This window comes from Brevibacillus sp. MCWH (assembly GCF_013096935.1).
Classification (GTDB): domain Bacteria; phylum Bacillota; class Bacilli; order Brevibacillales; family Brevibacillaceae; genus Brevibacillus; species Brevibacillus aydinogluensis.
Genome location: NZ_SDLF01000007.1, coordinates 61,785 through 84,312, shown reverse-complemented (window position 1 = coordinate 84,312; position 22,528 = coordinate 61,785). Strand labels below are relative to the sequence as shown.

At 57.4% G+C, this 22,528-nt stretch carries 21 protein-coding genes; 19 read left to right on the top strand and 2 right to left on the bottom strand.

The features are described 5' to 3' along the window. Nucleotides 1-364: 364 nt before the first annotated feature. From spo0A to ETC00_RS08645, 5 genes are all read left to right on the top strand, one after another. Nucleotides 365-1,153 (top strand): sporulation transcription factor Spo0A, encoded by a 789-nt coding sequence (gene spo0A / locus ETC00_RS08665; protein ID WP_171565596.1) that lies wholly within the window; start codon nucleotides 365-367, stop codon nucleotides 1,151-1,153. Nucleotides 1,154-1,408: 255 nt separating this feature from the next. Then, on the top strand, nucleotides 1,409-1,813 hold the full coding sequence (locus ETC00_RS08660; protein ID WP_230076852.1) for an ATP-binding protein: 405 nt from the start codon (nucleotides 1,409-1,411) through the stop codon (nucleotides 1,811-1,813). Beyond that, nucleotides 1,782-3,314, top strand: a complete 1,533-nt coding sequence (locus tag ETC00_RS08655; protein ID WP_438286228.1) for an ATP-binding protein — start codon at nucleotides 1,782-1,784, stop codon at nucleotides 3,312-3,314. Before ETC00_RS08660 ends, ETC00_RS08655 begins: the two co-directional genes overlap by 32 nt. Before the next feature lie 174 nt (nucleotides 3,315-3,488). Then, nucleotides 3,489-4,067, top strand: a complete 579-nt coding sequence (locus ETC00_RS08650) for a beta-class carbonic anhydrase (RefSeq protein ID WP_171565594.1) — start codon at nucleotides 3,489-3,491, stop codon at nucleotides 4,065-4,067. Between the two features lie 34 nt (nucleotides 4,068-4,101). Continuing rightward, nucleotides 4,102-4,923: a metallophosphoesterase gene (locus ETC00_RS08645; RefSeq protein ID WP_253264269.1), complete on the top strand. Its 822-nt coding sequence runs from the start codon at nucleotides 4,102-4,104 to the stop codon at nucleotides 4,921-4,923. On the opposite strand, the gene ETC00_RS08640 is transcribed toward ETC00_RS08645, so the two are convergent. Continuing rightward, nucleotides 4,920-5,786: a LysR family transcriptional regulator gene (locus ETC00_RS08640; protein WP_171565592.1), complete on the bottom strand. Its 867-nt coding sequence runs from the start codon at nucleotides 5,784-5,786 to the stop codon at nucleotides 4,920-4,922. The two genes, ETC00_RS08645 and ETC00_RS08640, sit on opposite strands and share 4 nt — an antisense overlap. A 119-nt stretch (nucleotides 5,787-5,905) precedes the next feature. Here ETC00_RS08640 and ETC00_RS08635 point away from each other — a divergent pair, with 119 nt between their 5' ends. The 7 genes from ETC00_RS08635 (at nucleotide 5,906) to ETC00_RS08605 (ending at nucleotide 11,263) form a co-directional block, all read left to right on the top strand. Further along, nucleotides 5,906-6,691 carry a class I SAM-dependent methyltransferase gene (locus tag ETC00_RS08635; protein ID WP_171565591.1) on the top strand — a complete coding sequence of 262 codons (786 nt, stop codon included), beginning with the start codon at nucleotides 5,906-5,908 and terminating at the stop codon, nucleotides 6,689-6,691. 51 nt (nucleotides 6,692-6,742) lie between these two features. Continuing rightward, nucleotides 6,743-7,519 carry a class I SAM-dependent methyltransferase gene (locus ETC00_RS08630; RefSeq protein WP_171565590.1) on the top strand — a complete coding sequence of 259 codons (777 nt, stop codon included), beginning with the start codon at nucleotides 6,743-6,745 and terminating at the stop codon, nucleotides 7,517-7,519. A gap of 156 nt (nucleotides 7,520-7,675) precedes the next feature. Then, nucleotides 7,676-7,852, top strand: coding sequence for a DUF2759 family protein (locus tag ETC00_RS08625; protein ID WP_171565589.1), 177 nt, complete (start codon nucleotides 7,676-7,678; stop codon nucleotides 7,850-7,852). Nucleotides 7,853-7,996: 144 nt separating this feature from the next. Continuing rightward, nucleotides 7,997-9,157 (top strand): putative cytokinetic ring protein SteA, encoded by a 1,161-nt coding sequence (steA, locus tag ETC00_RS08620; RefSeq protein ID WP_171565588.1) that lies wholly within the window; start codon nucleotides 7,997-7,999, stop codon nucleotides 9,155-9,157. 12 nt (nucleotides 9,158-9,169) lie between these two features. After that, nucleotides 9,170-9,727: a copper transporter gene (locus tag ETC00_RS08615; RefSeq protein ID WP_171565587.1), complete on the top strand. Its 558-nt coding sequence runs from the start codon at nucleotides 9,170-9,172 to the stop codon at nucleotides 9,725-9,727. Next, the gene (locus ETC00_RS08610; protein WP_171565586.1) at nucleotides 9,714-10,403 is read left to right on the top strand and encodes a glycosyltransferase family 2 protein; all 690 of its coding nucleotides are present in this window, start codon (nucleotides 9,714-9,716) and stop codon (nucleotides 10,401-10,403) included. Before ETC00_RS08615 ends, ETC00_RS08610 begins: the two co-directional genes overlap by 14 nt. Further along, a complete protein-coding gene (locus ETC00_RS08605) occupies nucleotides 10,388-11,263 on the top strand; it encodes a UDP-N-acetylmuramyl pentapeptide phosphotransferase (protein WP_230076860.1) in 876 nt (291 codons plus the stop codon). Before ETC00_RS08610 ends, ETC00_RS08605 begins: the two co-directional genes overlap by 16 nt. Nucleotides 11,264-11,286: 23 nt before the next feature. On the opposite strand, the gene ETC00_RS08600 is transcribed toward ETC00_RS08605, so the two are convergent. Further along, nucleotides 11,287-11,550 (bottom strand): DUF2627 domain-containing protein, encoded by a 264-nt coding sequence (locus tag ETC00_RS08600; RefSeq protein ID WP_171565701.1) that lies wholly within the window; start codon nucleotides 11,548-11,550, stop codon nucleotides 11,287-11,289. Between the two features lie 150 nt (nucleotides 11,551-11,700). Here ETC00_RS08600 and ETC00_RS08595 point away from each other — a divergent pair, with 150 nt between their 5' ends. The 7 genes from ETC00_RS08595 (at nucleotide 11,701) to ETC00_RS08565 (ending at nucleotide 22,429) form a co-directional block, all read left to right on the top strand. Continuing rightward, complete coding sequence (locus tag ETC00_RS08595; RefSeq protein ID WP_171565585.1) at nucleotides 11,701-13,767, top strand: sigma 54-interacting transcriptional regulator; 2,067 nt, start codon at nucleotides 11,701-11,703, stop codon at nucleotides 13,765-13,767. Between the two features lie 226 nt (nucleotides 13,768-13,993). After that, nucleotides 13,994-15,085 (top strand): Glu/Leu/Phe/Val dehydrogenase dimerization domain-containing protein, encoded by a 1,092-nt coding sequence (locus ETC00_RS08590; protein ID WP_171565584.1) that lies wholly within the window; start codon nucleotides 13,994-13,996, stop codon nucleotides 15,083-15,085. A gap of 159 nt (nucleotides 15,086-15,244) precedes the next feature. Next, nucleotides 15,245-16,666 (top strand): dihydrolipoyl dehydrogenase, encoded by a 1,422-nt coding sequence (gene lpdA, locus ETC00_RS08585; protein WP_171565583.1) that lies wholly within the window; start codon nucleotides 15,245-15,247, stop codon nucleotides 16,664-16,666. Nucleotides 16,667-16,693: 27 nt separating this feature from the next. Then, nucleotides 16,694-17,686, top strand: a complete 993-nt coding sequence (locus ETC00_RS08580; protein ID WP_171565582.1) for a thiamine pyrophosphate-dependent dehydrogenase E1 component subunit alpha — start codon at nucleotides 16,694-16,696, stop codon at nucleotides 17,684-17,686. Between the two features lie 12 nt (nucleotides 17,687-17,698). Further along, complete coding sequence (locus ETC00_RS08575; RefSeq protein WP_171565581.1) at nucleotides 17,699-18,682, top strand: alpha-ketoacid dehydrogenase subunit beta; 984 nt, start codon at nucleotides 17,699-17,701, stop codon at nucleotides 18,680-18,682. Nucleotides 18,683-18,714: 32 nt separating this feature from the next. Beyond that, nucleotides 18,715-20,076: a dihydrolipoamide acetyltransferase family protein gene (locus tag ETC00_RS08570; RefSeq protein ID WP_171565580.1), complete on the top strand. Its 1,362-nt coding sequence runs from the start codon at nucleotides 18,715-18,717 to the stop codon at nucleotides 20,074-20,076. 232 nt (nucleotides 20,077-20,308) lie between these two features. After that, nucleotides 20,309-22,429, top strand: a complete 2,121-nt coding sequence (locus ETC00_RS08565) for a copper amine oxidase N-terminal domain-containing protein (RefSeq protein WP_171565579.1) — start codon at nucleotides 20,309-20,311, stop codon at nucleotides 22,427-22,429. Nucleotides 22,430-22,528 lie beyond the last annotated feature (99 nt).

Genomic DNA, 22,528 nt, shown 5'->3' with positions numbered 1-22,528 from the left:
GCACGCTTCAATAGCCGTCAGCGCTCTCCCGTTGGGCGCGGCGGCTCTTCTCTATGCGGGCGTCCCTTACCGGATATCGCCCAGACGTGCAGGGCGCAAAAGGAAGGGGGCTGCCGCATCCAGCCGCATTTTTCGCAAGTGACGGCCGACGGGGGAACGCATACTGACGAAAAGCAGTTGTGAATTGTCGAAATATCGGAAAAATCATTCAATCTTTCGTCATTGGCAGGAATGACCTGGGGTTTGTCGAATAATTTTTCATGTGAAAAGATGGTTTGGACAGATTCCGATCGTTTACATACTTCTGAGATCACCAATTCCACCTTCTTTCCAAAATAGATGTTGATTGTAAGGAGGAACGACCTTGAACAAGATTGACGTGTTGTTGGCAGATGATAATCGGGAATTTGTGAACCTGCTGGAAGAGTACATCAGCAGCCAGCATGACATGAACGTCGTCGGGGTGGCGTACAACGGCAACGATGTCATTCGTCTGCTTCAGGAGAGCGTGCCGGATGTACTGATTCTCGATATTATCATGCCGCACCTCGATGGCCTGGCGGTGCTGGAGCAGATTCAGGCCATGCGTCTGTCTCCGCAGCCCAAAATCATCATGCTGACCGCGTTTGGTCAGGAAGAAATCACGAAAAAAGCGGTGGAACTGGGAGCTGCCTACTACATTTTGAAACCGTTTGACATGGAAGTGCTGGCTCAACGCATCCGCCAGATGACCAGCAGCAAGCCGACCGGTTCGTTTATCAGCGCCGTCAAGCCGCAGTCGTCGCTGGCGGTGAGAGGGCGCAATCTGGATGCCAGCATTACCAGCATCATTCACGAGATCGGTGTGCCTGCCCACATCAAGGGGTATTTGTACCTGCGCGAAGCGATCACGATGGTGTACAACGATGTGGAATTGCTCGGTTCGATCACCAAAGTGCTGTACCCCGACATCGCCAAAAAGTTCAACACGACAGCCAGCCGGGTGGAGCGTGCCATCCGCCACGCCATCGAAGTCGCCTGGTCGCGGGGGAATCTGGATTCCATCTCCAGCTTGTTCGGCTACACCGTCTCCAACACAAAGGCAAAGCCGACCAACTCCGAGTTTATTGCCATGGTGGCTGATAAGCTGCGGATTGAAGCGAAAATAAGCTGAGAAAAAAGAAAATAGATGTATCAAAGATACTGACAATTGGAAGCATTACGAGTACCGCTTGTTTATTGGTTCCGTATGACCAATGAAGAAGTGGTATTTTTTTACAATCCAGAAGGGGGTAAGGCCGGATGAGACATGCCCGGGATATCTTGCTGCCAGAAGTGATGAGCAGTACATAATTCTTTATTGATATATTCATAAACATCATTATAACCAAATTAAAATGAAATTTGTTTGGTTCCTTGGAGGATTCCTGTGCCGATCACCTATCAAAAAGTGAATATCTCTTCCGAAGACGATATTTATTTTGCGTTAAGTACGGTTCGTCATTTTATGAAGCAGCTCCCTTTTTCCGAGGCGGATCAGCAGAAGATTTTCGTGAGCGTGTCAGAGTTAACCCGAAACATACTGGATCACGCCTTCAGCAAGGGGATCATTTGTTGTGAATTGCTCGAACAGGGAATACGCTTGGTCGTTACCGATGAAGGGCCGGGAATTCTCGATGTTGAGGACGTGATCAACGGCAAACGGCGATCGTCGTCACGAGGATTGGGACTCGGCTTATCCGGCGTAAAGCGACTGATGGATGAATTCCACATCGAAACTTCAAGGAGAGGAACGAGGATCGTTGCAATCAAATGGGCAACCAAGCAGCCATAACACACAAAAGACAGAAGATACCTTGAGCCGCCTTGCTTCGATCGGCCAAATTGCAGCGGGGATCGCACATGAAGTGAGAAATCCGTTAACCGCAGTGAAGGGATTTTTGCAGCTGCTCAAGGAAGAGATTTCCCATGGGTATTTGGATATTGCCTGTTCCGAACTGGACCAGGCGATTGCGACGCTGCAGGATTTGCTGCAGGTATGCAAACCTGATTTGGAAGAAGAGTCGTATCTTTCGATCAATCTCTGTTCCGAATTGGAGTCTCTGCTCTACTTGTTTCAGGATCAAATCTATCGGGTGCAAATTGTCCGGAACTTTCGCAATTGTGATGAAGTTATCTGGGGAAAACGCAACCAGTTGAAGAAAGCCTTTTTCAATCTCTTGAAAAATGCGTTTGAAGCCATTCCCCATGAAGGCATCATCACCATCGACCATTACCGTATGGGTGACTTTGTGTACGTCAGCATTTCGGACACAGGAGTCGGTGTGCCGAGGGAAAAGCTTCAACTGTTGGGTACTCCCTTCTTCACAACAAAAGATGAGGGGACGGGCATGGGCCTGACACAGGTGTTTTCAACCATTTATCAACATGGAGGAACCATTGAGGTAAAGAGTACAGAAGGCATCGGCACAACATTCACCATTCAGTTTCCGATTGAAATGATCGAACAAATTGGAGTGATGGATATGAACATGCAATACGTGGAAGGCCAGAGTTTTCAAGAGTATTTCGCCATGAATGAAGATCGCTTTCACGAGCTGTTTGCCCACGAAACGAAAGGGACCAACCAGCTCATCGCCGACTCCATGTACAATATTAATGTAGGGGACATTTTTGTCAGAATGGCCAAACTCCTGGTCGAAGAGCGGCAGCATGAGCTGACGATGCTCGCGAAGGAACTGGGCAAGACGGGTGCGAGAAATGATGTCCCGCTCGTCATCAAACTGGAATTGATCCAGGCGTTTCGCAAGGTGTATTGGAATTTATTACATAACTATTATCAGAATGTCGGACTGGACATGGAAGGTGTCTTCCAGCTTGGCATCAAAACGAATTTTCTCTTGGATCATTACATTTTCCACTATTTCTCCAGTTACATCGAGTACAAGGATGAACTGCTGCGTTCCCACCGTGAAACGATAGATGACCTGTCGGTTCCCATCATTCCGTTATCCGCTTCCATGGCGGTGCTGCCCATTGTCGGCACCCTGGATACCTATCGGGCGAAAAAAGTGCAGGAGCGAACGCTCAATCAAATTGCCAACCTGAAGATTCAAAAAATTATTATTGATTTGTCCGGTGTGGCGTTCATGGACACAGCCGTGGTGGGCCATTTGTTTCGCATCGTAGAAGGAATCGGGCTGCTCGGATGCAAGGCGATCATCACCGGGATTCGCCCGGAAATCGCCAACACCATGATCGAATTGGGCATTGCGTTTACTGAAAAGGTGGTGACCAAGGCCACGCTGCAGCAAGCCTTGGAGGAGCTTCAATAAATATGGAAAGCATTTTCTGGAAACCTGCCCCCTTATCCAAGAGGGGGTTCTTTTTGTATAGCCTCCATGCTGCGAGCAGGCACATTGCGTTGGCGGACTTCTCGCAATGTGTTGATTCCCTGCTTCTTTCTAGTACAATGAGGAAATAACCCTTGCAAAGAGTGGTGATCACGCATGACCAAACTGGAAGAGATTCTCGCGTACAACCGCGGGTTTGTCGCTCGTGGGGAATACGAGGCATTCAAGACAACCAAATTCCCGGACAAGCGTCTGGTGATCCTGTCCTGTATGGATACCCGGCTGGAAGAACTGCTGCCCAAGGCGATGAATTTGCGCAACGGGGATTTCAAGCACGTGAAGAGTGCGGGGGCGATCGTGTCCCATCCATTTGGCAGTGTCATGCGCAGCATCCTCGTCGCGCTGTATGCCTTGAACGCGGAAGAAGTGATGGTCGTGGGACATTACGACTGCGGGATGAGCATGATCTCCGCCGAAGACATGCTGAACAGAATGAAACAGCAGGGGATTACCGACGAGACGATTTCCTTGCTGCTAAATGCCGGGATCAATCTGAAGACCTGGCTGCGCGGCTTTGACAGCGTGGAGGAAAGCGTGAAACGAAGCGTCGAGGTTATTTCAAACCACCCACTGCTGCCGTGCGGGGTGCCGGTGCACGGCCTGTTAATCAATCCGGAGACCGGGCAGCTGGACCTGGTCGTCAACGGCTATGAGAGAATCGCTTGCGACGAGTAAGCGGCGGTTGGATGTCATTACCCGGAGGCGTTTTATGACAAAAGGCATGCACTGGCTCCTGGGGCTGCTCGGGGTGGGGGCACTGTGCGGAGCCTACGGATACGGGTGGGAACGGCATCAACTGGAAGTGGTCTCGCTGTCGATCACACTTCCCGATTGGCCGCAGGTGCTGAAAGGTGTCCGTCTGGTCCATTTTAGCGACACGCACCTGGGACCGTACTGGGGATTGGAACAACTGCAGCGCGTGGTGGATGTGATCAATCGGGAGAAGCCTGATCTGATCTGCTTTACCGGCGACCTGGTGGACGAGAGCACGCGGCTGCTGTCCGCGGCGGTTCCCATGCTGCGGGGACTGCAGGCGCCGCTCGGCAAGTTTGCCGTACTGGGCAACCACGACTGGCGCTACGGGCAGCAGGATGTTATCCACCAGGCGCTCGTGGATGCGGACTTTCAGGTCCTGGACAACCGACATGTGCGGACAGAGTACAAAGGGGCCGGTCTCTATGTGGTCGGCGTGGACGACGTGCTGCACGGCACGCCTGACGTGCAGGCGGCATTGGCGGGCATTGCCCCAGGCGAACCGGTAATCCTGCTTGTGCACGAACCGGACTTTGCCGATGTGGCTGCCCGTCATCATGTCCATCTGCAGTTGTCCGGCCACAGTCACGGCGGACAGGTGCGCCTCCCGCTCATCGGCCACGTATTGACACCACCGCTTGGCCAAAAATACGTGTCCGGCCTGATGCAGGCAGGCGAGCGCAAGATGCCGGTCTATACCAGCAGGGGATTGGGCACGACCATTTTGCCGGTCCGGTTTCTCTGCCGGCCGGAAGTGACCGTCCTCACGCTGGTTTAGTAGGCGCTTTTGATCCACTGGACAAACTGCTGAAATGCGTCGTCCTCCTTTTTGGCATGCAGGTAGGCAATCAAGGTGGGGCGGGTCAGTTGGCCGTTGGCAATGTCCATGGCAATCAGTCGTCCCGCGTCCACCTCTTCCCGAATGGTTCGTTCCGGCAGCATGGTGACACCGAGCTGCTGGAGGACCATTTTTTTGACTGCACTGAAACTGTCCAGTTCCATGACGACGTTGGGAAATACGCCGTGCTGCGCCAGGAACCGGTCAACCCGCTGCCGGAACGGCGCGGTATGGTCGCCGAAAGCGATGACGGGCTCTGCTCCCCAGTGGGAAAAACCGGGGAATCCGCTTGCCCACGGATGTTCGGGAGCGGTCACCAGGAGAATTCGGTCGCAAGGCAGGAACTCCTGATGAATGTACGGATGGTACACCTCGTGGCCAAGAAAGGCGATGTCGGCGGCACCGGTGAGGAGGGCGGCGATTGATTCCTCGTAAAGCGTGGAGCGGACGAAACAGGTAAAGTGCGGGTGAGCGTGCCGGTACTCGCCGATCAGGCGGGGCAGCTCGTACGACGCGAACGCTTTGCCAGCAACGATTGTCAGCGCCTGAGGCTTTTCCCTGTGCTGGGTAAATGCACGGAGCTGTTCGACGACGGAGGCCGCAACCGGCAGAAGGCGCCTCCCTTCCCCGGTCAGGCTGACGCCTGTAGCGGTGCGGACGAATAGCGGTGTGCCCACTTGCCGTTCCAACTGCTTGAGCCGGTGGGTCACGGTGGATTGGGCGAGAAACATGGCTTGGGCCGCCCGGTTCAGCGAACCGTAACGGGCAATCGCCAAAAACACCTCCAGGCTTTGCAAATCCATGGGAACCTCCTGAAACGATCTGGTTTTTGAAGTTATCGAATAGATGGATAGCTTGTTATTCATATTCTATAACAAAGCGGTTTGTGTATGGAATAGGATGGGATCAGGAGGTGGTCTCCATGAGACAGGATGACGTGAAAACAACGGTTCAACAACAATTCGGCCTCCACGCCGAGTCATATGTGACCAGCGCGACGCACGCCAAGGGGGAGGACTTGCCGCTCCTGGTCGAATGGCTGAAGCCACGCGGCGATTGGGTGGTGCTGGATGTGGCGACCGGCGGCGGCCATGTGGCCAAAACGCTGGCTCCGCACTGCCGCTTCGTTGTGGCCACCGACCTGACTGCACCGATGCTGGAGGCTGCAGCTAATGCTCACCGGGAGGCCGGATTGACGAATCTTGTGTACGTGCAGGCGGACGCGGAACACCTGCCGTTTTTGTCCGAATCGTTTGACGCCGTATGCTGCCGCATTGCCGCCCATCACGTTCCCGACCCGGACGCGTTTGTCCGTGAGGCGAGCCGTGTGCTTCGTCCTGGCGGCATGTTTTTGCTGATCGACAACGTGGTGCCCGATGAACCGGAGTTGGCCGAGATTGTCAACCGGGTGGAGAAATTGCGCGACATCAGCCACGTGCGCTGTCTGTCGGTAGCGGAGTGGCGGCAACTGTTGCAGAAATACGGCCTAATGGAACGCAAGGACCGCCTGCGCCAAAAGCGCTTCCTGTTTTCAGAGTGGGTCGCCCGGACCTCCTCATCCAAGGAGCAGGAGGAAGCAGTGGAGTGCTGCCTGCTGGATGCGCCGCAGGCGATGAAAGCATACTGGAATCTGGACGTGCGGAACGGACGCGTCCAGTCGCACCAGATCGACGAGTGGATGGTCTTGTGCCAAAAAGGGGGAAAGTGAGATGAACCATCCCATTTGGCACCGGCTGGAATTCATGGAGCGGATCAGGCCATGCGAATAGATTTTCATGCGGAACAGAATCGTTATGCGTACGCTGGCAGGCGCGCGGACGCAAGCTGGATGGAGGCCATTCGCGGATGGCTCGACCCGGTTGGCAGGCGCGTGGCAGACATCGGATGCGGCGGCGGGATATACACCAAAGCATGGGCGGAGATGGGAGCGTCAGCGGTGGTCGGCGTTGATTTTTCCCAAGTTATGCTGGAGGCAGCAAAGGAGACCTGTCGTGACTGTCCAAACGTAACATTGGTCCGCGGAGACGCCCTGCGGACAGGGATGCCGGGGGAAAGCACCGACGTGGTGTTTGCCAGAGCGTTGATTCATCATTTGGACGAGCTGGACGGGTTCTTTGCCGAGGCCGCCCGCCTGCTTGTTCCCGGCGGTCTGGCGATCGTGCAGGATCGGACGATGGAGGATGTGTCCCTGCCGGGTTCGCCCACCCATCTGCGCGGATACTTTTTTTCCCGCTTTCCGCGTCTGCTGGAGCTGGAAAAAGAGCGCCGCCCAGCCGATTCCGACGTGCAGGACGCGATGCGAACAGCCGGTTTTCAAGCGATACACAGGGATGTGCTGTGGGAGACACGCCGCGTCTATTCGGGATGGGAGGAACTGGAGCAGGATCTGCTCAAACGAAACGGCCGCTCGATCCTGCACGCCCTTTCCGACGAAGAGCTGCGCGCGCTGGTCGATGCCATGAAGCAGGAGATTGCTTCAGACGGGATCATCGTGGAGCGGGATCGCTGGACGATCTGGATAGGAACGAAACAATGAGACACACTATCCGTAACCACCCTTCCCCAGTGAATCCACAATTGTGAAATCGTTTGTCACAATTCCACTACTGCTTGTATACCCGTGGGCGATTCTATATAATGAAAGTGGCATTCTATTCCTGCGCGTCAGTTTTGTAAAGGAGTTGTCTGACGGATGAAAATTACATTGTTCGATATCCTCATGTTCGTGTTCACGTTCTTCATCCTCTGGGGCGTGATCCGTTCCGCGAGAGCCAAAAACAAGTTTGCGGTAGGATTCGGACTTTTGTCCCTGGCTGTATTCCTGTTCGCAGACGGTCTGATTATCTACTACGCGACAAGAGGAGTATAGGGGTCGTTCCCGTTTACAGGTTCGTTTTCGCGGGGACGAAAGCGGTTGCTGTGGAGGCTGCGCAAATTGCGCGGCCTCCTTTCTTTTTCGCCAATTGCATGCCTGGCGGAAATGATTAGCATACTAGGGATGGAGGTGGGAAAGGTGGGCAAGCGCAGTGATACCGGCATGTTTGCATGCACGGCGACGATCGCGGCCGACCGTAAAACCAAACAACTGTGCAAACGGCTTCAGCCCCGGCAAATCGCCCTGGTGGACCATGCCGATGTCGATGAGATGGCGGCCCGTTCGCTGCTGGAAGCCAACGTGCAGGCCGTGATCAACCTCTCCCCATTCATGACCGGCACCTACCCCGCCGAAGGGGCGAGCAGACTGCTGGAAGCAGGGATTCCCATGTACGAAGTCGTCGGTGGACACAGCAGTCTGGTGGAGGAATTGGACGGAAAACGGGCGGCGGTGTCGGGCGATGCGCTGCTGGTGCACACTGACGGACAGTGGCGTCCGGTTGCCTCAGTGCGGGCCGTCACCGCTGATGAGATCGCGGCGAGGCGAAAGGAAGCGGATGACCGCCTGGACGACGTGCTGGCCGCGTTTATCGACAACACCCTGCAGTTCGCCGAACGGGAAAAGGAACTGTTTCTCCATCCGCTGCGCAAGTTGCCCTTGGTCACGCGGATGGCAAACCGGCATGTGGTGGTGGTCGTGCGCGGCCGGCATTATCGGGAGGATTTGCGGATGCTTTCCTCCTACATCCGCGAGTGCCGGCCGGTGCTGATTGCTGTGGACGGCGGGGCGGACGCGTTGATGGAATGCGGCTATACGCCCGATCTGATCGTCGGGGACATGGACAGCATCTCCGACCGCGCCCTGTGCTGCGGGGCGGAGGTAGTGGTCCACGCTTTTCCCGATGGCAGCGCGCCCGGACGGGAGAGGGTCGAGGCGCTGGGGCTTCACTATCACCTCCTGCCCGCGCCGGGGACCAGCGAAGATGTCGCAATGCTGCTCGCCTATGAGGAACAGGCGCAGCTGATCGTCACGATTGGCTCGCATTCCAATATGATTGACTTTTTGGAGAAAGGACGCAAAGGCATGGCCAGCACCCTGCTGGTACGCACCAAAATCGGGCCCAAGCTGATCGATGCCAAGGGCGTCAGCCAGCTCTACCAGCCGCGCTGGTCGTGGAACTGGTGGGCGCTGATGATCGCCGCCACCCTCGTTCCGGTCGCGGCCGCTCTGGCAATCAACCCGGTCGCCCGCCACGCCGTGCAAATGTGGTGGATGCAGTGGCGCAGTTGGGCGTTTTAGGAGGCGGCGGAATTGATTCACTTTCGTCATCACCTGTTGTCGCTGGCTGCAGTGTTTCTCGCATTGGGGATCGGCATCCTGCTGGGAGGCACGGCCGGGCAATCGTGGTTTGCACTGAAGGAACAGGAAGTGTTGAAAAACATGGAAGCCAAGTACGACCAGGCGCTGCGCAGCAACAGCGAGCTGAAGCAGCAGCTAAACCGTATCTTGGCGGAAATGGAGCGGAACCACGAAGAAATGGAACAGCTGCTGGCCAGCCGCTATGCCAATGAACTGAAGGGGAGCAGCGTGTACGTCTGGCATGCCGATCAGCAGCAATTGCTGCGGCTCAAGCAGATATTCCGCTCCGTCGGGGTAAACGTGCTGGCCTACCGGGAGGGAAGCATACCGTCGGACGGGCCGCTGTTGGTCTTTGGCCCTGTCCAGCCGGACTGGCTGTCGACGCTGCCAAACGACTGCCGCTGGCTGTACGCCGAAGAGGTGCCCGATTCGCCGAGCAAACAGTGGGGATTGCTGGAGAACGTGCAAAAGCTGCTGACGGAAATGAGGGAGGCGCGTGAAAACAGTTAGCGTAGTAATTCCCGCCTATAACGAGGCCGACTCCATCGTGTCCACGCTGCAGGCTGTCCGCGAGCACGTCATCTGTGACGAACTGATCGTCGTCGATGACGGCAGTACGGACGGCACGGGAGCACTGGCGGACAGTTGGGCCGATCTGGTAATCCGATTGCCGCGCAACCAGGGCAAAGGGGCAGCGCTGCAGACGGGCTGGCGGCGTGCCGCTGGCGACATCGTGCTGCTGTTGGACGGCGATTTGCGGGAAAGCGCGGGAGAAGCGAACCGCCTGATCGCTCCTGTCCTCAGCGACGTCTGCGACATGGCAGTGGCCGTACTGCCCGCGCCGGCGCGAAAAGCGGGCGTGGGATTGGCAAAAGGATTGGCGCGTCACGGCATCCGGCTGCTGACCGGGTATCGGGCCCAGGCGCCGCTGTCGGGGCAGCGGGCCATTCGCCGCCAGGTGTTGGAACGCACGGGGCGTCTGGACAAGGGCTTTGGCATCGAAGTCGGGTTGACCATTGATGTGCTTCGGGCCGGGTACCGGGTGCTGGAGGTGCCGGTTGCGTTTGCCCATCGGGAGACCGGAAATGATTGGGCTGGTTACTGCCACCGGGGAAAAGAATTTTGGGCGATCGGCCGGGCACTTGGCCGCAAATGGTGGGAGGGAAGCGTGTGGACGCGAAACTGATGGCGCTGCTTTTTCTCGGCGTCGTCGTCCCCGCGGTCGGGCATCGCCTGCTGTTTGCCGCATGTTTGCGGATGCTTAGCAGGAAGGGAATGATCCGCAAAAATTTCAGGGACGAAGACGTGATCACCGGGGGAGGCGTGGCAGTGTTTTGTTATGCAGCCGCTGCGCAGGCGGCGATGCTGCTCGTCTGCCTGTTTGCCGCCGAAGCGTCAGCCATGCTGCGCGTGGGCGTCTTGTTTCTGGCCGGTTCGGCGTCGATGGCGTTTTGGGGCTGGCTGGACGACTGCAGTCCCGACAAAGCGGTAAAAGGCTTCCGCGGCCACTTCGGCGCGCTCTGGAAGGAACGGCGCATGACCAGCGGCATGTGGAAAGCGTGGGGAGGCGGGAGTACGGCCCTGTTGGTCAGCCTCGCCCTTTACGGGGAGACGCTGTCGGCGCTTGCAGCAGCCGGTCTGCTGGCGCTGTCGCCAAACGTACTCAACATGTTTGACCTGCGGCCGGCGCGCGCGCTCAAGGTGTTTGCGCTGCTCGCAGCTGTGGCTGTGGCAGGCGGGGCGTTTGCTTCAGGAAAAGCTCCCTGCTGGGTGTGGATGGTTCCCGTGGCGGCTGCTGCTGCGCTGGTGTTTCGGCATGACGCCGCAGGCCGCCTGATGCTGGGAGACACGGGGGCCAACTATCTGGGGTTCGCGGCTGGATTCAGCCTTGCGACCAACCTGTCGTTTGCCGTGCAAATTGCCATGCTGCTCGTGTTTGCAATCCTCCACCTGTTGGCGGAATTCGTCTCCTTTTCCCGCGTGATCCAATCTGTCGGCTGGCTGAACCGGCTGGATCAGTGGGGCCGGCCGGCTGAAACGAAATAGAACCAGGTCGTCACGGCCTGGTTCTAGTCTTCGTCGTCTTCCGGATCGCGTTTCATGAAGCGGGGCTGTACGCGGTTCCGCTTCCGGTCGTGGTGCAATATAAACCCGCCGATAAAGCTGACGGGGCCTGCGAACAGCACGAGTCCGAGCAGCAGCTTTCCCCAGAGGAAATCTGCATCGGGTGTTGCGGAGTAAAAAAGCGCATCGCGGATCAGTTTGATTCCGTACATGGCAAGCGCTGCGGGAATGACCATGATCATAAGCGCGATTAGTTTTTGGCCGATCAAGGGCGTGTTCACCCCTTTCCAACGTGCTCCCTTCCCATCATAATGGATGGGTCGCCCCTTGTCCAACGGAACATGCGCCTGTCCAACCGGGCGCGCATGGGGTACAATGGTAACAGTCTGATTTCTGATTGGTGGAAAGAGGGATCGCGCATGCACAAGCTGCTCATCGTCGGGGCCGGCCGGGGCGGAACGGCGCTTCTGCGGTTGTTGAGCAACATGGAGGAGATGACGATCATCGCCGTGGTGGATGAGCGCAGCGACGCACCGGGACTGGAACTGGCCCGATCACTGGGCATCGAGGTCGGCACAGATTTTCGGCCGTATCTGTCCAGGGATGTGGACGTGATTCTGGAGGCGACCGGCAACCAGGCGGCCTATGAAGAGATCCTGCGCCTCAAACAGGAAAAGACGGCGCTGATTCCAGGGACGTTTACCAGCATCATCATGAAGCTGATCAGCGAGAAGGAAGCGCTGATCGCCGCGCTGACGCAGAACCAGCGGGAGCGGGAGACCATGCTCAACTCCACCCATGATGCGATCATCGCCGTCAACCGGCAGGGGATCATCACCCTGTTCAACAGGGCAGCGGAACGGCTGATGGGACTGGAGGCAGCAGATGTGCTGGGGACAGTCGCCTCGGAAAAGATCCCCAACACGCGCTTACATATCGTATTGGAAACGGGGCAGCCGGAGCTCAACCAGGAGCAGGTGCTGCCCAATAAGACGCGCATCATCACCAACCGCGTTCCTGTTCGCAACGAACAAGGCGAGGTGGTGGGCGCCGTCGCCATCTTCCGCGACATTACGGAAATCATGACACTGGCGGAAGAAGTGACCGACCTGAAAGAGCTGAAAAGCATGCTGCAGGCGATTATTCATTCGTCTGACGAGGCCATCTCGGTCGTAGATGCCAAGGGAAATGGCCTGCTGATCAATCCCGCGTATACCCGGCTGACCGGTCTGCAGCCCGAAGACATCATTGGCAAACCGGCAACGGTGGACATCTCCGAAGGGGACAGCATGCACATGCGTGTGCTGAAGACCAAAAAGCCGGTTCGCGGCGTACATATGAAAGTGGGACCGAAACGAAAAGACGTCGTCGTCAACGTGGCCCCGGTCATGGTGGACGGTGAGCTGAAAGGCAGTGTCGGGGTGATCCACGACGTATCGGAAATCAAACGGCTGACGGAAGAGCTGGAACGGGCACACCAGATCATCCGCACCCTGGAAGCCAAGTACACCTTTGCCGACATCATCGGCTTCAGCGAGCCGATGCGGGCGGCAATCGAACAGGCGCAAAAGGCAGCCTTGACCCGGGCGACCGTGCTCTTGCGCGGCGAATCGGGGACGGGCAAGGAGCTGTTCGCCCACGCCATCCACAACGCCAGCGAACGGAAGTACAAGCAGTTCATCCGCGTCAACTGCGCAGCGATCTCGGAGCATCTGCTGGAGAGCGAACTGTTCGGTTACGAGGAGGGAGCATTTACAGGCGCGCGGCGCGGCGGCAAGCGGGGCCTGTTCGAGGAAGCCAGCGGCGGCACCATTTTTCTCGATGAAATTGGCGAACTGTCGATGAGCATGCAGGTCAAACTGCTCCGCGTTCTGCAGGAGCGGGAAGTGGTGCGCGTCGGCGGGACCAAGGCGATCGACGTCGACGTCCGCGTCATCGCGGCCACTCACGTCAATCTGGAATCAGCGATCCAAGCGGGCCGTTTTCGGGAAGACTTGTACTACCGGCTCCTCGTGGTTCCGATCTATATCCCGCCGCTGCGGCAGCGTCTGGAGGACATACAACCGCTCGCCATGCACCTGCTGCGCAAGTACAATCAGGAATACGGACGCAACGTCGAGGAGATCGCCCCGGAGACGCTGCGCATCCTGCTCTCCTACCACTGGCCGGGCAATGTGCGGGAGTTGGAAAACGTGCTGGCCCGGGCGATGATCCACATGCGGATCAGCGAGCGGGTCATCCTGCCGGAGCATCTGCCTCCGCTGGAGCGAAAAAGCGGAAACCACGGCGGACAGCGACAGGAGACTGCCGCCACCACGGGTAAAACGCTGAAGGAGGCGGTGGAAGAAGCGGAGCGGCAGCACATCATCCACGAGCTGACAGCCGCTCGCGGCAACCGCACGCTGGCGGCCAAACGCCTGGGGATTTCAATCCGCAGCCTGTATTACAAGCTGGAAAAGCTGGGGATTACCGAGGAGCAGAGCTGAGCGAGACGAGCGTGCATTTTTTTGCATGCAACCTTTTGCTCGTTTGTGCAAAATATTGCGCAGGAAATTGCCAAGCCCGAATGGCTCCTGCACAAAATTGAAGCGCTTTCATTTTCTCTTTCGATGGCATGACTGTTGCATTATAAACCAATCGGGAGCAGGCAGAAGAGTTCTCTCCGCTTGACTGCCGGATTGCAAAGACGAAACATACTAGGGAGGTTTCCTCATGAACATCTTCGAATACATGCATAAATACGACTACGAGCAGCTTGTCTTCTGTCAAGACGAGAATTCCGGTTTGAAAGCGATCATCTGCATTCACGATACGACACTGGGGCCGGCCCTGGGCGGCACGCGCATGTGGCCGTACAAGTCCGAGGAAGAAGCAATCATCGACGTGCTCAGGCTCGCCCGCGGGATGACCTACAAAAATGCGGCGGCCGGCCTCAATATCGGCGGCGGGAAAGCCGTGATCATCGGCGATCCGCGCAAAGACAAGAGCGAGGAACTGTTCCGGGCCTTTGGCCGCTACATCCAGGGCTTGAACGGCCGCTACATCACCGCCGAGGATGTGGGTACGACCGTGGCCGACATGGACATGATCCATCTGGAAACGGACTTTGTCACCGGCGTCTCTCCGGCGTTCGGCTCCAGCGGCAACCCCTCGCCGGTAACCGCCTACGGCGTATACCGCGGCATGAAGGCAGCCGCCAAGCTGGCGTTTGGCAGCGACGACCTGTCGGGCCGTGTGGTGGCGGTGCAGGGCGTGGGCAACGTGGCGTACAACCTCTGCCGCCATCTGCATGAAGAAGGTGCCCATCTGATCGTGACCGACATCAACGAGGAGAACGTCAACCGGGCCGTCGAGGACTTTGGCGCGAAAGCGGTCGGCGTCAACGAGATTTTCAGTGTCGAGTGCGACATCTTTTCGCCGTGCGCGCTCGGAGCGATCATCAACGACGACACGATTCCGCTGCTAAAGGCGAAAGTGATCGCCGGCGCGGCCAACAACCAGTTGAAAGAAGAACGGCATGGCGATATGATTCATGAAATGGGCATCATCTACGCGCCGGACTACGTCATCAACGCGGGCGGCGTGATCAACGTGGCGGACGAACTGCAGGGCTACAACCGTGAGCGGGCGCTGAAAAAGGTGGAGACGATCTACGACAACATCCTGAAGGTATTCGAGATTGCTGAACGCGACGGTGTACCGTCCTACAAGGCAGCTGACCGCATGGCGGAAGAGCGCATCGCCAGCGTCGCCAAATCCCGCAACACATTCCTGCGAAACGGCAAGACTGTTTACCACCGCTAATACCGCCGTTTGACCGGCGGCTTTTCCGGGAGCGCCCGCGGCAGCGCTGCGGACGCCCCGATACATACAGCCGAGTGAATGTTCAAATTCGCCGGACGCGATACCAGACGGTGGAGTGGTCCTAAGCTGCTCCCCCACGGACGAAAGGAGATGGAACGCATGTCACAGGAATTTGATCTCGTCGTGTTGGGAGGCGGGACAGGCGGTTACGTCGCGGCGATCCGCGCCTCCCAGCTGGGGATGAAAGTGGCGATCGTCGAAAAGGAAAAGCTGGGCGGCACCTGCCTGCACCGAGGCTGCATCCCCTCCAAGGCGCTGCTGCGCAGTGCCGAGGTGTACGCGACGCTGAAGGAAAGCGACAAGTACGGCATCTCGGCCGACAGTGTAGGCTACGACTTCCGCAAAGTGCAGTCGCGCAAGCAGGGGATCGTCGACCAACTGCACAAGGGCGTGCAGTACCTGATGAAAAAAGGGAACATCGCGGTCTTTGAAGGGATCGGCCGCGTCATGGGCCCGTCGATTTTTTCGCCGCAGGCAGGGGCTGTGCGGGTGGAAAAGCCAAACGGGGACCAAGAGATGCTCGTCCCCCGCTTTTTGCTCATCGCCACCGGTTCCCGCCCCCGGACGCTGCCGGGCTTGACGATTGACGGCACAGCAGTGGTCACCAGCGACGAAGCGCTGCAATGGGAAGAACTGCCGTCGTCTGTCACAATCGTCGGCGGCGGCGTGATCGGCATTGAGTGGGCCTCCATGCTGAACGACTTCGGCGTCGAGGTGACGGTGGTGGAGTACGCCGACCGGATTCTGCCGCTGGAAGACGAGGAGATCAGCAAGGAGATGACCCGCCTGCTGAAAAAGCGCAAGGTGAACATCGTCACCGGGGCAAAGGTACTGCCGGAGACATTGGAGAAAGCGGACGGCCGCGTCTCGATTCAGGCAGAGACGGCCAGCGGCGTGCAGACGTTTGCGGCCGAAAAGCTGCTGGTATCCGTCGGGCGGCAGGCCAACGTGGAAAACATCGGTCTGGAGGCGACGGAGATCAAAGTGGAGCGCGGCGTGATCGTCGTCAACGAGCACTTTCAGACGGCAGAGCCGCATATCTACGCCATCGGCGACGTCATCGGCGGGCTGCAGCTTGCTCATGTGGCCTCGCACGAAGGCATCCTGGCCGTGGAGCACATGGCTGGTCTCAATCCGGAGCCGCTGGATTACAGCAAAGTGCCAAAGTGCACATACAGTCGGCCTGAGGTGGCCAATGTCGGCCTGACGGAAGCGGAAGCGCGCCGGCAGGGGTACGACGTAAAGGTCGGCAAATTCAGTTTCAAACCGTTGGGGAAAGCACTCGTCCACGGCGAAAACGACGGCTTTGTCAAGGTGGTGGCCGATGCGAAGACCAACGATCTTTTGGGCGTGCACATGATCGGCCCCCACGTGACGGACATGATTTCCGAAGCGGGACTGGCCCGCGTCCTGGATGCTGCTCCGTGGGAAATCGGCCATGCCATACACCCGCATCCGACCCTGTCCGAAGCGCTCATGGAAGCGGCGCTGGCAGTGGACGGCAAGGCGATTCACATTTAGTGCGATTAGCAAGGAGGGTATCCGACGATGACAACCAAGCGTCATGAACAAGTGGGCTTGACGGACGCGCAGGTATTGGACATGTACTATTACATGCTCCTGGCGCGCAAGATTGACGAACGTCAATGGCTGTTGAACCGGGCGGGCAAGGTGCCGTTTGTCATTTCCTGCCAGGGGCAGGAAGCGGCCCAGGTGGGAGCAGCCTTTGCCCTGCAGAAGGGAAAGGACTACCTCTGCCCGTATTACCGTGACCTCGGCGTGGTGCTCGTCTTCGGACAGACTGCCCGGGACTGCATGCTGTCGGCGTTCGCCAAGGCGGAAGACCCGAACAGCGGCGGCCGGCAGATGCCCGGCCACTTTGGCGGCAAGAAGTGGAACATCCTGACCGGGTCCAGTCCGGTGACGACGCAGGTGCCGCACGCAGTGGGCATTGCGCTTGCCGGCAAAATGCAAAAGAAGGACTTCGTCGTCTACACGTCGTTTGGCGAAGGCTCCAGCAACCAGGGGGACTTCCATGAAGGGGCCAACTTTGCCGGCGTTCACAAGCTGCCCGTCATCTTCTTCTGCGAGAACAACAAATACGCCATCTCCGTGCCGTTGAAAAAACAGCTGGCCTGCGAAAGCGTGGCAGACCGGGCGATCGGGTACGGCTTCCCAGGCGTCAGCGTGGATGGCAACGATCCGATTGAAGTGTACCGGGTAATGAAGGAAGCGGTGGAGCGCGCACGCTCCGGCGAAGGTCCGACGCTGATCGAAGCGGTCATGTACCGCCTTGTCCCCCACTCCAGCGACGATGACGACCGCACCTACCGGACGCGTGAAGAAGTGGAAGAAGCGAAGAAAAAAGACCCGATCCTGCTGTTTGGCCGATACCTGCGAGAAGTGGGCCTGATGGATGATGAAAAAGAGCAGGATTTGCTGACCCGCGTGCAGATGGAAGTGGACGAGGCGACAGAGTATGCGGAAAACGCACCGTATCCGACGCCAGAATCGACACTCACGCACGTGTACGGGGAATAAGGGGGTATCCAGATGGCAGTCATTTCGTTTATTGATGCGATTACCATGGCGATGCGCGAGGAAATGAGGCGTGATCCCAACGTGTTCATTCTCGGCGAAGACGTCGGCGTTCGCGGCGGCGTGTTTCGCGCCACCGTCGGTCTGATCGAAGAGTTTGGCGAAGAGCGCGTCATCGACACGCCGCTGGCGGAATCGGCCATCGTCGGCGTGGGGATCGGGGCGGCGGCGTACGGCATGCGCCCGATCGCGGAGATCCAGTTTGCCGACTTCATCATGCCGGCTATCAACCAGATCGTCAGCGAAGCGGCGAAAATGCGCTATCGGTCCAACGGCGACTGGCACTGCCCGATTACAATCCGCGCCCCGTTTGGCGGCGGAGTGCACGGAGCGCTGTACCACTCCCAATCCGTGGAAGCGATGTTTACCAACGTGCCCGGTCTGAAGGTGGTGGCGCCGTCCACGCCGTATGATGCCAAAGGCCTTCTGAAAGCGGCGATTCGCGACGACGACCCTGTCCTCTTTTTCGAGCACAAGCGCTGCTACCGCCTGATCAAAGGGGAAGTGCCCGAGGACGATTACGTTCTGCCGATCGGCAAGGCGGACGTCAAGCGGGAAGGGACGGACATCACGGTGATTTCGTACGGCCTGACGCTCCATTTCTGCCTGCAGGCGGCGGAAAAGCTGGCCGAAGAAGGGATCAGCGCTCACGTGCTCGATCTGCGCACGCTGTATCCGCTGGACAAGGAGGCGATTGCGGAAGCGGCCGCCAAGACGGGCAAGGTGCTGATCGTCCACGAAGACAACAAGGAAGGCGGCGTCGGCGCAGAAGTGGCTGCCGTGATTGCCGAACAATGTCTGTTTGACCTGGATGCGCCGATCAAGCGTCTGTGCGGCCCCGACGTACCGGCCATGCCGTACAGTCCGCCGATGGAGAAGTTTTTCATGCTCAACCCCGACAAGGTACTGGAAGCGATGCGGGAACTGGCGCATTTTTAGGGGTTCAATAAGGCGATAGGAGGACCGTGGACATGGCAACAAAAGTGCTTATGCCCCAGCTTGGCGAAAGCGTGACCGAAGGCACCATCACCAAATGGCTGGTGAAGGTGGGCGATGTGGTCAAGAAATACGATCCGTTGGCCGAAGTGACGACGGACAAGGTAAATGCGGAAGTGCCGTCCACCGTCTCCGGTCGGGTTACGGAGATCGTCGTGCCCGAGGGTGAGACGGTGGCAGTGGGGACGCTGATTCTGTACATCGAAGAGGAGGGCGGCGCGGCTGAGCCGCAGACTCCAGCGGCAGCGGATGTGAGCGCGGCAGCTGATACCACAGTTTCGGCCGAGCCTGTCAGCGCGACGCCGAATGCCCCGTCCCGACCGGCAGCAGCCGCCAAACAGCAGGGAGGCAAGCAGCGCTATTCACCGGCCGTATTGCGTTTGGCGCAGGAACACGGGATTGACCTGTCCCGCGTACAAGGTACCGGACTGGGCGGACGTGTGACGCGAAAAGACGTGCAGGCGATTATCGACGCGGGCGGTCAGCCGCCGGCAGCGGCCGAGACTCCGGCAGCGGCAGCACCTGCCCAGCAGCCTGCTGAGGTTGCGGCGGTGAGTGCCCCATCCGCTCAGCACGCTGCTCCGGCTGTCTCTGCACCAGCAGCGACAGGTGCGAACGCCTTTGACATCCCGGTGGCACCTGGCGATCAGATCATCCCGGTGACGCCTGTGCGCCGGACGATTGCCAATCGGATGGTGCAGAGCAAACATGAAGCTCCTCACGCCTGGACGATGGTGGAAGTGGACGTGACCAACCTGGTCAACTTCCGCAATCAGGTCAAAGAAGAGTTCAAGCGTAAAGAAGGGGTAAACCTCACCTTCCTGCCGTTTTTCATCAAGGCCGTGGTGGAAGCGCTCAAGGAATACCCCATGCTCAACTCCACCTGGGCGGGCGACAAGATCATCGTCAGGAAAAACATCAACATCTCCATCGCCGTAGCGACGGAGGATGCGCTGTTCGTACCCGTGATCAAGGATGCGGACCAAAAGTCGATCCTCGGCATCGCCAAATCGATTGAGGATCTGGCGGCCCGTACGCGCGCCGGCAAACTGACGATGGATGACATGTCAGGTGGCACGTTCACTGTGAACAATACCGGCTCGTTCGGCTCCGTATTGTCCATGCCGATCATCAACGCCCCGCAGGCGGCCATTCTCAGCGTGGAAGCGATCGTTAAACGCCCGGTGGTAATCGACGACATGATCGCCATCCGTTCGATGGTAAACCTCTGCCTCTCGCTGGACCACCGCGTGCTCGACGGCCTCATCTGCGGCCGTTTCCTGCAAAGCGTCAAGCAGAAACTGGAGGCCATCGGCCCCGATACCAAACTGTACTAGCCAACGTGACCAAAGGCCAGATTCACCTAGGAATCTGGCCTTTTCGCATGGCAGTAAAAAATTTTTGTTACCGGTTTGTAACTTTTTGCATACATCCGTCGTCATAGCTTAATGAACCGGTTATGTTTGCCATTTTGCCAGAACAGATTCCCTCTGTTTCGTATATATGGTAAACTGAAAGCGGTTCGACTAGAAAAGTTTACTAGATTACGAGAAGCATGGGAGGACGAACATGGAGAAGAGCAAAAAGACACTTCCAATCGTGTTGGCTACTGCGCTTGTATCCACGCCGCTGGTGGCGAACCCGCCATCCGCATATGCAATCGAAGACCTGTCCGTTGAGCCGGAGGACGATACGGCTGGCGAAGAAACAACGTATACGATCGACTTTACGCTGGAAAAAGATTTGAAAAAGGGCGATGTCATCTACATCAGATTTCCCAAGGACTTTGATGTCAGTACCAAAATTGATGAAGACGACATCGATGCCAATGTGGATATCAAAAAGGTCAGAGTCTCCGGCAGAACGATCGAGATCACTGTAGACGAAGCCGTGGATAAGGGAGATGATATCTCGATCGACATCGAAAGCGGCATCACCAACCCGGATGACGACGGTTCTTACACCGTCTCTGTAAAAACGGACAGGGAATCGTCCTGGGAGGACTACAAGGTCAAAATTTACGAAGACAGCAAAAGCAGCTCGGGGAAAAGCAGCGAATTTGACGTGTCCATCAACCGTACGACTGAAGGCGACACGGCCAAATACGAGCTGGGCCCGATCAAATTGAAGGACAAACTGACCAAAGGTGATTGGATCACCGTCTACTTCCCGGATGAAGACATGCTCCCGAACAAAATCAGCACGGACGATGTGGACATCAACGAGTATGAACCTGACGACGTCAGAATTTCCGGCAAAAAAGTGGAACTCAAGGTGCCGTCCAAAGCCGCCGGCAGCAAATCATTGACCATCACGTTCTACGAAGCCGCGGGAATTGAGAATCCGGATGCAGACGACGACTACGTGATTGAAGTCAAATGGGATGGCACTACATACAAATCGGAAGAATTTGAAATCAAAAGTTCCAGCTCCAGTTCGACCAGCGGTTCGGGGGACTTCAGTATTACCCTGTCCGACTCCGGTGTGGGAGCGCGTTCCAGCTATACGTTTGAAGCCGACTTCGGCAGCAAGAAGCTGAATTCCGACAGCGACGTCATCGTCGAATTCCCGTCCGCCGACATGATCCCGGGCATTCTCAATCCGTCCGACTTTTCCATTAACGGAAAAACGCCGCGCAAAGTAGCGCCTGCCGGCAACAAAATCTACCTGACCACGCCGAGCAACTTCACGTCTACCAGCAAAGTTAAAGTGGACATCTCGTACGATGCCTGGCTGACCAACCCGAAAACGGCGGGAAGCTACCAGCTGAAGATGACGGTGAACGGCAAGACAATCACGTCCAAGCCCTTTACCATCTCGGGTACTGGCTCGACGACCACGAATCCGACGCCGGCAACAGGCACGCCTGCCCAGGTAAACAACAGCACGTCTACCATTTCGCTGACCAACACGGCCGTAGGCGCGGCGACCGGTATCAACATCGCGATCAAGGGCGTGTCGATGCCGCTGTACAAGCAGCGCGACTTCATCGAGATCGTGTTCCCGGCGGGTTACCGCGTGCCTGCCTACATCGCTCCGGCAAACGTCACGGTTAATGGCGTGGCTGCCAATTTCGTCGCTGTTCGCGGCCAAAACGTGCTGGTTTATCCGGCACAAGACATTCCGGCTGGCGGCGCGGCCAATGTCGTCATTGGCGCAGGTGCCAACATCGTGAACCCGGCGACGAAAAACACGTACAGCATCAGCGTGTTTACGTCTGAGGAAAAAGGCCTGCTGTTTGCTCGCTCCGTTGGTGTAGGCGTGCCGGCACCGGCACAGACCCCGGCACCGGCGCAGCAGCAGCCTGCGGTTACCGTTCCGTCGAACGCCGCGCTGTTTAAACTGAATACGGCATCGTTCACACTGCACGGCAAGACCTACCCGCTGCAGGTAGCGCCATACCTGGCCAACAACAGCACGACAATGGTCCCGGCGCAGTTCTTTAAAGAAGCGCTGGCGCTTACTACCATCTGGAACAACAACACCGTAACGATTGTCAGCGGCACGACCCAGATCAAATTTACCGTTGGCGCCAATACTGCCCGTGTTGGCAGCAAGGAGGTAACTCTGCCCACGCCTGTCGTGCTGAAAAACAACATGCCGATGATCCCGATCCGTTTCGTGAGTGATACGCTCGGCTACAAAGTCGGATGGGATGCCAAAACATCCAGCGTGTTCGTTTACCGCTAATCCCCGGCGAGCACATACAAAAACCCCCTTCCACTGTGGAAGGGGGTTTTACTTGGTACGGTACCGTGTCCGCCCGTCTACGGTTGAAAGTAGAAAAAC

What these genes read in the sequence shown, in the direction of transcription:
- ETC00_RS08650 (WP_171565594.1), top strand. Translation starts at nt 3,489, where the DNA reads ATGACCAAACTGGAAGAGATTCTCGCGTACAACCGCGGGTTTGTCGCT.
- ETC00_RS08645 (WP_253264269.1), top strand. Translation starts at nt 4,102, where the DNA reads ATGACAAAAGGCATGCACTGGCTCCTGGGGCTGCTCGGGGTGGGGGCA.
- ETC00_RS08640 (WP_171565592.1), bottom strand. Translation starts at nt 5,786, where the DNA reads ATGGATTTGCAAAGCCTGGAGGTGTTTTTGGCGATTGCCCGTTACGGT.
- ETC00_RS08635 (WP_171565591.1), top strand. Translation starts at nt 5,906, where the DNA reads ATGAGACAGGATGACGTGAAAACAACGGTTCAACAACAATTCGGCCTC.
- ETC00_RS08630 (WP_171565590.1), top strand. Translation starts at nt 6,743, where the DNA reads ATGCGAATAGATTTTCATGCGGAACAGAATCGTTATGCGTACGCTGGC.
- ETC00_RS08625 (WP_171565589.1), top strand. Translation starts at nt 7,676, where the DNA reads ATGAAAATTACATTGTTCGATATCCTCATGTTCGTGTTCACGTTCTTC.
- ETC00_RS08595 (WP_171565585.1), top strand. Translation starts at nt 11,701, where the DNA reads ATGCACAAGCTGCTCATCGTCGGGGCCGGCCGGGGCGGAACGGCGCTT.
- ETC00_RS08590 (WP_171565584.1), top strand. Translation starts at nt 13,994, where the DNA reads ATGAACATCTTCGAATACATGCATAAATACGACTACGAGCAGCTTGTC.
- lpdA (WP_171565583.1), top strand. Translation starts at nt 15,245, where the DNA reads ATGTCACAGGAATTTGATCTCGTCGTGTTGGGAGGCGGGACAGGCGGT.
- ETC00_RS08580 (WP_171565582.1), top strand. Translation starts at nt 16,694, where the DNA reads ATGACAACCAAGCGTCATGAACAAGTGGGCTTGACGGACGCGCAGGTA.
- ETC00_RS08575 (WP_171565581.1), top strand. Translation starts at nt 17,699, where the DNA reads ATGGCAGTCATTTCGTTTATTGATGCGATTACCATGGCGATGCGCGAG.
- ETC00_RS08570 (WP_171565580.1), top strand. Translation starts at nt 18,715, where the DNA reads ATGGCAACAAAAGTGCTTATGCCCCAGCTTGGCGAAAGCGTGACCGAA.
- ETC00_RS08565 (WP_171565579.1), top strand. Translation starts at nt 20,309, where the DNA reads ATGGAGAAGAGCAAAAAGACACTTCCAATCGTGTTGGCTACTGCGCTT.